At 65.5% G+C, this 11,613-nt stretch carries 8 protein-coding genes; 2 read left to right on the top strand and 6 right to left on the bottom strand.

What is annotated here, in order from left to right; translation table 11 throughout:
• Nucleotides 1-3: 3 nt before the first annotated feature.
• Nucleotides 4-2,193 (bottom strand): hypothetical protein, encoded by a 2,190-nt coding sequence (locus DBO33_RS41595; RefSeq protein ID WP_159080807.1) that lies wholly within the window; start codon nucleotides 2,191-2,193, stop codon nucleotides 4-6.
• 201 nt (nucleotides 2,194-2,394) lie between these two features.
• On the opposite strand from DBO33_RS41595, the gene DBO33_RS41590 reads away from it, so the two are divergent.
• Together DBO33_RS41590 and DBO33_RS41585 are read left to right on the top strand one after the other, a co-directional pair.
• Nucleotides 2,395-2,634 (top strand): antitoxin VbhA family protein, encoded by a 240-nt coding sequence (locus DBO33_RS41590; RefSeq protein WP_107661148.1) that lies wholly within the window; start codon nucleotides 2,395-2,397, stop codon nucleotides 2,632-2,634.
• A gap of 74 nt (nucleotides 2,635-2,708) precedes the next feature.
• Nucleotides 2,709-3,548 carry a Fic/DOC family protein gene (locus DBO33_RS41585; protein ID WP_159080806.1) on the top strand — a complete coding sequence of 280 codons (840 nt, stop codon included), beginning with the start codon at nucleotides 2,709-2,711 and terminating at the stop codon, nucleotides 3,546-3,548.
• A gap of 7 nt (nucleotides 3,549-3,555) precedes the next feature.
• Here the strand turns inward: DBO33_RS41585 and DBO33_RS41580 are convergent, their stop codons facing one another.
• The 5 genes from DBO33_RS41580 to DBO33_RS41560 all read right to left on the bottom strand — a co-directional run bounded on the left by DBO33_RS41580 (nucleotide 3,556) and on the right by DBO33_RS41560 (nucleotide 11,572).
• Nucleotides 3,556-4,863 carry an MFS transporter gene (locus DBO33_RS41580; protein ID WP_159080805.1) on the bottom strand — a complete coding sequence of 436 codons (1,308 nt, stop codon included), beginning with the start codon at nucleotides 4,861-4,863 and terminating at the stop codon, nucleotides 3,556-3,558.
• A complete protein-coding gene (locus DBO33_RS41575; protein ID WP_107661145.1) occupies nucleotides 4,860-5,738 on the bottom strand; it encodes an isocitrate lyase/PEP mutase family protein in 879 nt (292 codons plus the stop codon). The genes DBO33_RS41580 and DBO33_RS41575 overlap by 4 nt, the downstream gene beginning before the upstream one ends.
• A gap of 14 nt (nucleotides 5,739-5,752) precedes the next feature.
• On the bottom strand, nucleotides 5,753-9,079 hold the full coding sequence (locus DBO33_RS41570) for a non-ribosomal peptide synthetase (RefSeq protein ID WP_107661144.1): 3,327 nt from the start codon (nucleotides 9,077-9,079) through the stop codon (nucleotides 5,753-5,755).
• The gene (locus DBO33_RS41565) at nucleotides 9,076-10,506 is read right to left on the bottom strand and encodes an AMP-binding protein (RefSeq protein WP_107661143.1); all 1,431 of its coding nucleotides are present in this window, start codon (nucleotides 10,504-10,506) and stop codon (nucleotides 9,076-9,078) included. Before DBO33_RS41565 ends, DBO33_RS41570 begins: the two co-directional genes overlap by 4 nt.
• A 274-nt stretch (nucleotides 10,507-10,780) precedes the next feature.
• Nucleotides 10,781-11,572, bottom strand: a complete 792-nt coding sequence (locus DBO33_RS41560) for a helix-turn-helix domain-containing protein (protein WP_159080804.1) — start codon at nucleotides 11,570-11,572, stop codon at nucleotides 10,781-10,783.
• Nucleotides 11,573-11,613: the final 41 nt, after the last annotated feature.

The following is an 11,613-nucleotide window of genomic DNA, read 5'->3' as shown; positions in this document are numbered from 1 at the left end:
TGGTCAAAGATCGGGTCCTGCGGTGGCGTCGACGGTTTCGGTTGTGGGCGGAAAGATTTCGGGCTCTGTTGTCGGATGCGCAGTGGTGGGTCCGATCGCGGGCCGGGTTCGCGCGATCGCTGCGAGGGCGGCGCTGTCGGCTGCGACGGTGTCCTCGGGATCGCCGCGGTCGTAGATGTCGTCGAGGTGGGCGGCGCAGCTGATGAGCGTGTCGACCAAGTCGGTGAGCCGGCCGTCGTTGTCGGCGGGATGGATGTGACCGGGATCGTCGCGATAGTGCAGGCCGTGAAATACCGTCCCGTCGGCGTCGGCTATGACGCACCAACTGACCTCGATGGATTGGTCCGCGGCTGTGGTGTTTTCGCCGTCGGGGGTGGTGTGGGTATCGAGGCGGATCCCGAGTGCGCCGGCGGGGTTGTCGGAGGTTTCTTGCGCGGCGAGCTGCTCGGCGAGATCGGGCAGATGAATGTGCAGCTCGTTCGGGTCGGTAGTGGTGAGGGCTAATTCGGTGGTGTGCCCGACCTCGAGGTCGCCTCCGGCGCCGTAGCGCAGGGTAAACACGATCGGCGGCCGGTCCCAGTCGTGGGGGGCGCGGGGATGGCCGGGTGCTCCGAGCAGGATGGTTTCGGCGCTGGGCGCCAGGTGCGCGGTGTCGGGGTCGCCGGTGTGCCAGGTGATGGCGTCGGTGCTGGAATCCCAGAGGGCATATGCCAGTCGATGGCTAACAACCTCCCAGGTGTCTGTATCCCAGTCCGCGCGCGTGATGTGGGCGAGTTCGACACGGAAGTCCCAGCCGGAACCGTGACGGCTGACATCTTCGCCCAGCAGTGTCTCGGCCCACTCTTTGGCCGCGTCGATCGTGGTGAAAGCTTCGGCTTCGCCGGCTTCCCGGAGGCTCGCGGGCGGGACGTAGCTGAGCATTGCCACGATCAGCTGTTCATTCGGATCGGTGGGGGTACTGAGATCGACTGCGGTTGAGGCTGTTTCGGCAATGGCTGCGGTGTCGGCGACGATCTGAGCGGTGGCGTCAGTGGTGGTGAGGAGGTCGTTACGGCGACCAACGAGCGTCGCGGCCTGCTCGTGGTGCCGGATCATGATCGGATCGGAGGCACCGGCGTAGGCGGTCAGCCCCGCGTGCAATTGCGCCATCATTTCCGGTCGCTGTTGCCAGCCCATCGTGATCTGACGCAACGCCCGCCACTGCGCGGCCCACTGCTCGCCGTGCTCGGTCAGCCACTGCTGTTCGATCTCCCAGGCGCGGCTCAGGCGTCGGGAATCCTCGCTGCGCCGATGTTCGTGATATTCCAGGTAGTCCACGCGCATGCGTGTTTCGAGCATGGACAGGCCGGCACCGGGCAGGGCGGCTGCGGGGGTGAGTGGACGGCTGGCGGTGGCGAGGATGTCGGCCACGATGTGGTCGCGGTCGCGGCCTTCGGAGGCGGCGAGTTCGTCGATGACGTGTGCGTGTACCTCGTCGACCTGGGGCCCTGGCTCGGCGAAGGCGAGGGCAACGATCTGCTCGGGAACGGTGCCAGCGCGCCAGAATGCGGTCTGACCATCACCGATGTGAGCCATGGTGGTGTGGTGCCACCCGTTTGCCGCGAGGTAGGTGGCCAGCGCGATCGGATCCTGTGCCTCCGACAGGTCGCTCGCGTCGACCGTCACGGTGGTTGAGGCGGTGGCCCGTGCTGCGCGGGAGGCGTTGCCTGGTGTGTCGAGCAGGTGCTGTTGCTCCTCGGGCGAGGCGGTGCTCCAGTTGAGGTCACCGGCAGCGAGCTGGGCATCGATGAGGGAGTCGACATGAGCCAGCGCCTCTGGGCTGATGTTGGCGGCTTGGATGTGGTCTTGCCATGCGGTGAGCAGTTCGTGCACCGCACGGGGGAGTTTCGAGGAGGGGTGTTCCAGGTTTGGGATGGTGATCAAGGTGATCGGGCCACGCCAGTCCTGATCGAGCGTGTAGGGCTCGGGGTCGAGGTGGCGCAGGATCGCTGTGGCCAGAGGGTTCGCCGGTAGCTCGGGGCGGTGCACGTTGATGACCCACAGGTTTGGTATCGGGGTGGTGAGCATGTAGTCGCGGACCTGGTCGAGCGGCAGTCTCTCGACACCCACAGCGGAGGCGAGGCGGTGCTGCACTTCGAGCAGCAGCGGCAATCGGTTCCGGTACCCGTACTCGATGCGCCCATCCGGGTGCACGACAGCATAGTCAGGCGCGCGACCGCTCATAGTGCTTGCCTCCCAGAGGATTTCGTGGCTACCCGATACGCCCGGCTGGTGGGCGTGCTGTGAGGCTATGGCCGGCGAGGGCGCGGTTGTGGGGCTGTTCACCCTGGCTGGGGGGCACACCGTGGGTGGGGGTGTTTCGAAGGGTTAGGCTCGAGTGGGGAGGAGATCTTGATGACGAGCGCACCGATGTCAACGTGGGAAAGCCAGTTCCCAGATCTGTTCGAAGCGCTGGATGCGCAGGCGCGCAAGGCGATTGTCTCGGTGCTGGTCGGCCACAGCCTCGAGGGGCTGGCCCCGGATCGCACGTTCGCCGCGAACCTCATCGACTGGCAGACCGGGCGAATCACCGAGGCGGACTACGATGCACGTGCGGAGGCATGGGCCCGGCAGCGCAGCCGTCCGGACGAGTGATCGCGATGGAAGACCTCGAGGGACCACCGGAATGGTTGGCCTATCTGTGGCCGACGGTCGAAGGCTCCGGTGGGGTGCTGCGCAACAAGTTCGGCATCCGCGATCCCGACGAGCTGCGGGAGCGGGAGTTCGCGGAAACGGCCAAACGAGCACTTGAACTGGAAACGGGCCGGCTACAGATCCCTCGCACGGGCGACGGTGCGGAATTGCGCGCCATCCACGGCCACCTCTTCGACGCGATCTATGAATGGGCGGGGCAGTACCGCACAGTGGAGTTGGACAAAGGCCCATCCGGAGCAAGGTTCGCGCCAGTCAGAGTCTTGGTCAGCCTGGTGGAATCGATCTGCGAGACCTTCCGCGACCTACCGTGGCACCGCTTCGAGCGCGGCCGGTTCGCCGTCGAAGCGGGGCGCTGCTTCACCCATCTGAACGCGGCACACCCGTTTCGTGAAGGCAACGGACGCGCGAGCAGACTGTTCTTGGCCAGCATCACCCGCGGTGCGTCGTTCGAGATCGACTACAGTGCAACCGATTCCGTCACCTGGAATCAAGCTTGCGCGCTGTCGATGACTGAAGGAAAGAGATTCGACGCCGCTCCCTTGATCGAACTGTTCCACGACCTCGCCGTTGATCGCACCGATCGTGACGGCCGGGCTACCGCTACCTCCGAGCTGGCAGCCGTGCACCCCGCTGCAGGACACCACAGCCATACCCGCACCACGGGCACCCCCACCGCCGAACCGAGATCCGGGCCCGAGCTCGCCGGCGTTATCGAGGCTGTGAATGCTGCGGCATCCGGGTACATCACGACAGGGCGCCGCGACAGTCCCCATCGTGCAGAGCCTCCCGCCTCGGGCGATTCGCTCACCGACCTCGGCCCGTCAGCAGAATCCGAAACCGGCTCCGCCCCATAACGATCGGTCACATCGGCGCTTTAGCGAGGCCGGTCGCGACACAACCTTTCGTCGCGTCGTGGCCGGATCCGCGAGGCCGCGGCGAGGGCGGCGGCCAACCGCGGGCCTCCCGCGCGGAAAGCGGCAGGGCCACCAACCAGCCGAAGCCGGTGAGTGCCGCCAGGGCGACGAGCCCGAACTGCCAGTTGGTGGCACTGATGACTGCGCCGATCCCGATTGGTGCGATGGCTCCCGAGCCGTACATCACGGAGTTGAGCAGTCCTGTCGCCGAGCCGGCATGGACGATCCCCGCGATTTCACACCCGGCGGTGATGTAGAGGCCGTAGGTGCTGGCGGCGGTAACGACCGTGATGAGACCGAGCGGATAGACAATGATCGCGGGCCCGCGCAGGAACGTGGCCAGTGCGACGAGTCCGACCACGGTGAACAGGGTCAGCGTGCGGATCGCAAGAGTGCGCGATCCCAGGTGGTCTGTCCACCTTCCCGCCGCGATGCGAGCACCGGCACCGAGCAGCTGGCACACCGTCAGGGCGATCGCGGCCTGCCGCAGGTCGACGTGGCGGACCTGGACGAGGTATTGCACGAGGTACACCACGAGAGTGGTTTGCGCGGTGACTCCGCACGCGGCAGCCGCGCACAGCCACCACAGGTGCCGATTTGCGAGCACCAGCAGGCCGCTGGTGCTCGAGGTGCGTTCGGTGCTCTTTCCCGGTAACCCGGCTGCGCCGAGTACTGCACCGGTGAGCATGCCCGCGGCGAGCACGAGCAGCGCGGTCTTGATGCCGTAGATCATCGCGAGCGGTGGCAGCGCGGCGGCGCCGGCCGCCGCGCCCAGTGTCGGGGCTGTTTGCCGAATGCCGAGGGCGAGGCCACGTTGTCCGACCGCGAACGCTCTCATCACCGCGCGCCCGGTCGCAGCGCTAACACATCCGCCGCAGCTACCGGCCACGATCAACCATCCCATCATCGGGAGGTAGCTCGGCGCGAACGCTGCGGCACTGGTTGCTGCGGCAGCGCCGGTCAGGCCGATGGCCAGGACGAGGCGTTCGCCGACACGATCGGCCACAACTCCCCAACCGAACATCGCCGCCGACGCACCCAAGGACACTGCGGTCAACACGGCCCCGGTCTGCAGCAGCGTGAGCTGCCAGTGCTGCTGCAGCAAGGGGCCAACCGAGGGCAGCCCCTGCGCGAGTGAGGTGAACGACGCCTGTGCGCCGACGCCGATGCCGAGGATGACCCATCGACTTCGACCGAGCGCTCGAGGAGCCACCGATGGCGCAGAACCGGCGGCGATGGCGGCAGTGGAGGTCACGACACTTGGGGTGTCTCGTATTTCTGTTCCCACTGCTGTAGTTCAGCCATCCCGACGCGGTCGATGAACCCGTCGAAGCTGTCCTGCCCGAGGAAATCGCGAAGGTCAGATCCCGCAAACAGATGCTTGAGTATCGCGGTGACCTGGTGAGTGGCGGCGAAGAGCGTGGCGACCGAGTACAGGACCACCTTGAATCCGAGGCGTTCGATCTCGGGCAGCGGCGGCAGACACATTCGTCCGGAATCAATCCAGTTGAACACCAGCGGAGTGCCGCGATAGCGGGCGCTGATTTCAGCCAGTTCGGTCTCGGACCGGGGGGCTTCGATCAGGATCATGTCGGCACCGGCCTCGCGGAAGGCATCCGCCCGGCGCAGGGCTTCGTCGAAACCCAGCACACTGTTGGCGTCGGTGCGGGCGATGATGACGAAGTCGTCGTTGTCGCGGGCGTCGACCGCCGCTCGCACCTTGTTCACCGCCTCCGCGCGGTCGATGACCTTCTTGCCCGCGAGGTGGCCGCATCGTTTGGGCCACACCTGGTCCTCGAGATGGATGCCCGCGACACCCGCACGTTGATACTCACGCACCGTCCGGCGCACATTGGTCGGACCTCCGTAGCCGGTGTCTGCGTCAGCGATGATGGGGGTGGCGGGAATGGCCTCGACCATCGCGGCGGCATGACGCACCATCTCATCCATGGTCATCAAGCCGACATCAGGCATCCCCAATGCGCTTGCCGCCGCGCCGAATCCGGTCGCGTAGACGGCCGGGAAACCGGCTTGGGCAACGAGGCGAGCGCTGATGCCATCGTAGGCGCCAGGTGCCTGGATCATCCCGGAGGCAGCGATGAGTTGCCGCAACCGTGCGGGTGCGTCCATTTTGATCCTTCTTTCTAGGAGACGTTGGCGGGGTTGATGATTCGCGGTGTAGCCGACTCGATGTATCGCGCGAGTTCCTCGATGGTGGGGTTGGCGAGAAGGGCCTGAACGGACAGGTGCACGCCGAGTACGGTGCGCACGGCGACCGCGGCACTGATGGCCATTAGAGAGTGCCCGCCTAGCCCGAAAAAGCTTTCCCGCGTACCGATCTCGGATTCGTCGCGTTCGAGCAGTTCAGACCAGATGCCACGAAGAGCCCGCTCCAACGCGGTGCCCGGTGCGCCGACAGGGGAGTGTTCGGACCGCGGATCCGGCAGGCGGGTTCGATCGAACTTGCCGTTCGCGGTGAGCGGCAATGCGTCCATGGCTACGACAGCATCCGGTACCGCATACGCCGGCAGCCGGGTGCGGGCGTGCCCGACCACCTCGGTGAGGTCGGAGAGGTCGGTGACGACGTAGCCGACCAGGCGTTGCGCGCGGACCGCGGCGACGGCCTGGCGGACGGCGGGGTGGGTGCGTAGCACCGCCTCGATCTCCTGCAGTTCGATGCGGTGGCCCCGGATCTTGACCTGGTCATCACCCCGGCCCAGGAACTCCAGGTGTCCGTCACGTAGGTGACGAGCGAGATCGCCGGTGCGATACATGCGCCCACCAGTGAACGGGTCGGGCACGAAGTGCTCGGCGGTGAGCGCGGGCCTTCCGAGGTAGCCGAGCGCGACGCCGTCGCCAGCGAGGTAGAGATCACCGATGGTGCCGATCGGAACCTGACGCAGCCGGTGATCGAGGATGTAGGCCGCGGTGTTGTCGACGGGTACGCCGATCGGCGGCGGGCGGTGATCGCGGCGCTGGTGTACGGTCGCGCTGGTCGACCAGATCGTGGTTTCGGTCGGGCCGTACACGTTGACGACCTGGTAGGGCACCGCATCAGGCCGACACCATTGCAAGCGGTCCCCGCCGATCAACATCGCCCGCAACGGGAGTTCGCGAGCTTCGGGCACCTCGAGCAGCGCCTCGGCCAGCCCGGTCGGGAGCCCGGCGAGGCTGATGTGCCGATCTCGCAGCCACGCGCACAGCATTCCTGCGTCACGGCGCACCTCGACAGAGGCCACGTGTAGCGCCGCACCAGCGCTGAGTGCGCCCCAGGTGTCGAGCAACGACGGATCGAAACTCGGAGCGAACACCTGCGAGAGCCGGTCACTGGCGACGACATCAAAGCGCCGCCGATACCACCCGGTGATGTTAGCCAGCGAATGATGCGACACGGCAACACCTTTCGGAGTGCCGGTGGTTCCGGAGGTGTAGATCACGTACGCGGTGTCGAGCCCGACGAGCGGCGCAGGACGAGCAATCGTCGCCTCCGGAAGGGCGTTGATGTCGATGTGCGGTCCGTGCCAGTCGGCCGGGAGCGTGGCCGTGCCGATTCCGATCGCCGCGGCGGCATTGCAGTCTGCCAGCACCATCGACAGTCGCTGCTGAGGCCAGCCCGGGTCCATCGGCACGAACGCTGCGCCGAGTCGCCACACTCCTGCCGCGGCGAGCGAAAACCACGCCGAGGGTGGGAGTACGACCGCAACCCGATCGCCGTGCCGGACCCCGGCCTGCTGCAACGCGCTGGCGAGTTGCCCGCTGATGCGATCCAGATCGCCGTAGCTGAACCAGACGCGGTCGTCAGCGACGGCGAGCTGTGCAGGCGTCGCCCGGCACCACTGTGCGACCAGATGTGGAACCAGCGGCGCCGCAGGCATACTCGGCCCCCGGCCGAGGCCGAGCAAACGCCGCCGCTCCGCCTCGCCAACAAGATCGAAATCTGCGACGGCGGTCTCCGGGGCCTGCACCACGGCGGCCAGCAGCCGTAGGTAGACGCCGAGGAGGCCGGTCGCATCCGCGTCGCTGTGCCGGCCACGGCGCCACGACACATTGATCGTGAGGGTGTCAGTGTGCCGCGTGACCTCGACGCCGAGATCGAAACGGCCGACACCGCTGTGCACTTCGAGCGCCTCGACGTCGACACCATCGAGAGCCAATGTCGGCTCACCGTCCTCGACGGTGAACTTCAGCGCCGCAAGGGATCGGCTCGCATCATCGGCGCGGCCAGAGGTATCGATCGCTGCCACCAGTTCCTCGACGGGCAGTTGGTGATGGGCAACCACGCCCAGCACGGTGTCGCGCACTCGCATCAGCTGGTCGGTGAACTTCTGGCCGGGATCGATGGCGAAGGGGACTGGCAGGGGGTTGAGGACCGGGCCCATGAGGTGTTGCTCTCCGGGCTGGGTGCGTCCGGACACCGGAACGGTGACGGTGCCCCGCTGTTGCCCCGACACGCGTGTCAGAACGCATTGCCAGACCGCGAACAAGGTCATGAACAGCGTGGCACCGTAGCGAGTGCCAAGTGCTGTCAGCTCTGCGGTCATCGCAGCCGAGACCTCGGCGCGAGCACGGCACGTCTCCCCGGCCGGCCCGGATGTTGACCCGAGGTCGATCGGCGCGATTCCGTCACCTAGGGCATCGAGCCACCAGGCGAGGTCCGCGTCGGTGTGCGCCGGGTTGGTCGTCGTGGTTGCCGCGTAGTCGAGGTAGTCAGGACGCGTGGCGCTTTCGAGATCGACGCCGTTTCGTAGGTCGCGGTAGTGGCGGCTGAGCTCCTCCAGGAGCAACACGTTGGTCTGGTGATCGGTCACGAGGTGGTGCAGGGTCAGCACCAGGATGTATCTGCCATCCAGCGTCATCAACAGGCGGACTCGATACAGCGGGCCGCGGCTCAGATCGAACGGTGCACGGATCTCCTGTCGTACCGTTGCCGCGATCTCGGAGTCCGAGATCGGTTCAGGCACAAGATGAACCGGAGTTGCGGGCTGTACGCGCTGCACGGGTTCACCGTGCTCGTCGTCGATGATTGTGCGCAGGATTCGGTGGCGTGTGAGCAACCGATCGAATGCTGCGCTGAGCAGCGCCACGTCGAGCGGACCGCTGATGCGGAAGGCGGCGCCGATGTTGTAGTCCGGCTCGTGCGGCCCGAGTTGGTGGACGAACCACAGTCGTCGTTGCGCATACGACAGGGGCGCGACATTCCCGACCAGCGTGACTGCGGCAGCCTCGCCGGCGTGAGGGGAATGCACGCGCTCGACGAGTTCGTCGACCAGCCCGGTGAAGTCCTGCTCGAAGACAGTTGATGTCGCCACGGTGACACCCCACCGGGCCTGGATGTGACCAGCGATCTGCAGAGCATGCAGCGATGTGCCGCCGAGATCGAACAGCGTGGCGGTGTCCGGGACTTCACCGCCGAAGGTCTCACCCCATATCTCGCGCAGCGCTTCAGCGATCGGTCGGACATGGTCGGTCATCGGTTGGCCTCGAACAGCTCCGCCGCGAGCCGTCGCGAAGGTTTGGCATTGGGGAGTTGCGGAAGACTTTTGACCAGCATCATGCGGCTGGGAACCTTGTAGTCGGCCAGATGGGCTCGGCAGTAGCCGATGAGGTCTTTCGTGCCCGCGGTGGCGCCCTCGCGTAGCCGTACCGCCGCGGCGACCTGTTGCCCGAGCGTGGGGTGCGGTATTCCGGTCACCAGCGCTCCGGCAACGTCGGGATGCTGTACGAGCACCGCCTCGACTTCTGGCGGTGAGACCTTGTGGCCGCCCTGATTGATGATTTCGCTGAGCCGGCCGACGATGCGAATTCGCCCGCCTTCGCCGATGGTGGCGACATCGCGGGTACGGAACCATCCGTCCTCGGTCATCGCAGCCGTCGTCGCCTCGGGGTCGCCCAAGTAGGCGCGGAACAGCGCTCGTCCGCGGACTTCCAGCTCGCCTCCGCCGAGGATGTTCTCACCTGCCAGCCGGACTGCCATACCGGTCGGCGTCCCGACCGAGCCGATGACCCGATCCCATCCCACGGGGTTGGCGGCCATCTGGTGGCTGGTCTCGGTCAGTCCAAGGCACTCAATGAGGGGAGATCCGAACACTCGTTCAGCGCGCTCGGCCAGTGCGTGTGGAAGCGAGGCGGACGCGGTCCGCACGAACCGCATGTTCTCGGCCCGGGTGCCTGCGGCCTCGAACGCTTCGGTCATCATCGCCACCTGCGGCGGCACCAACGTCATCCAGGTCGGACGCGCCTGAGCCAGCAGTTGACGCGGCCGTGCCGTCTCGCGCGGTTTCGCCAGCACGATCGTGCCGCCGGTGCGCAAGGTGGACAGCATCACCGCGAAAAGGCCGTGACCATGTGACCAGGGCAGCAGTCCTACGGTGCGATCCTCCTCGGACAGCTTGAAATGAGTCGTCACTGCCGCGATCCCCGCTTCGACATTGTCTGCGGTGAGGGCAACGGCTTTCGGGCGGCCGGTACTTCCGGAGGTGAACAGAATCAGCCGATCCTGCTCGGCGACGAGGCAGTCGCCGGGTACCGGCTGCAGCTCGGTTCTATCGATGTCGGGCGGCGCCGTGAAGGGGTCCGGCCAGGCCACCACGCCCGCTGTGGCCCAATCAGCCGAAGTGATGATCACCTTGGGCCGGACCGCGTCGCAGATGACCTTCTTCTCTCTGGGTGTGAGGAGAGGATTCATCGGCGCGGCGGTCGCACCGACCGCCCACGAGGCGTGCAGGGTAACGATGGCGGCGGGGGAGTTGGGCAGATCGGTGACCACGACATCGCCGCACCCGATACCGGCCGAACGAAAACCCTTGGCGAGCTTGTCGGTCCACGCGTCGAGTTGATCGCGGGTGAGTTTCCACGCCGAATCCGGCGACCGCAGAATCACCTTGTCGCGCACCGTCATTCCTGCCGACCTCCCACTACCTGTGTGTATGAGCGGAACGTATCAACGTGGCGCTATGCCACAGAGCCGATGGCACACAACCGGTGTGCCATCGCTAACGCGAGACATCCATGCGTCAGGAACCGGCTCGCGCATTAGTGCCGTGCCCGGACACGCCTCTTCATGCTGTGGAGTTGATTCGTAAATAGGGCTGACCGAGTGCCGAACCGGCGTCGACAAAGTGCCTAAATGCAGTGCAATGGAGCCGGGTCGGACGGCTCGCGGGTAAGTCGGATCACAGAACCTTGACTCCGACGGGTGGTGTGCTAACAAGCTCATATTCACCGGAGGGATAGTTTGGGCACCAACTGCGCATCGTGTAATGGTCCACGGTTGTCGGGTCGTCTAATCGTCTGACGTTGATTCGGTTGGTACGAAATACCGACGGAGGTGGATCGTTGTTCCACATGTAGTCGAATTCGTGCGCTTTGTCGGACGCGGCCACGATCTGGCTGTGCCGCTCTGTCATTAGCCCATGCGACAACAGTTTCAACATGTAGACGGAGTGATGAGCGACCGCATACCAATCGACAAAGGTAGCCCGTGCTCTTCCGTCGGTGAGGAGGCTCACCACCGTGTTCGCGGGCTGTGGAGAGCTCAGCGGCGCCGGAGCGAACATCGGAAAGACGTCGAGACAAGCCTTGTTAGCGTAGATAATGTCATGCTCGGGCAACTTGCGATACAGAGCAGGAAAAGGGAACTCTTCGATCACCTCAATATCTTCATCGGTGATCTTCGGAGGCCAGAGCCCGGTTTCTGCATGGAATACCCGGTCCTGGGCAAGTGACATCATCTTTCGGTAGAGCCAATCTTCGGCACCCAAGGCCTTGCAGAACTTGTCGAGGTTTTCCTTCAAGGGTCGCCGCTGGCCTTCCTCCCATTTCGAGAACGCCGACACGGAGACGTGAGCAATGCACGCAGCTTGCGCCTGCGTCAACCGTCGAGACTTTCGCAAATCCCGGATCATCGATCCGAGGGCGGCGTTCAGAGGCTCGGTCGAGGGCTCGATAATTATCCTGTTGTTCACGATTCCTCCACCCAATAAGGCCAACCACGGTGCTGGCATTC

Origin of the sequence: Nocardia suismassiliense (assembly GCF_900269665.1) — a bacterium.
Taxonomy (GTDB): Bacteria; Actinomycetota; Actinomycetes; order Mycobacteriales; family Mycobacteriaceae; genus Nocardia; species Nocardia suismassiliense.
Note: the sequence above shows the minus strand (reverse complement) of the source record. Positions and strands in the feature narration are given on the sequence as shown.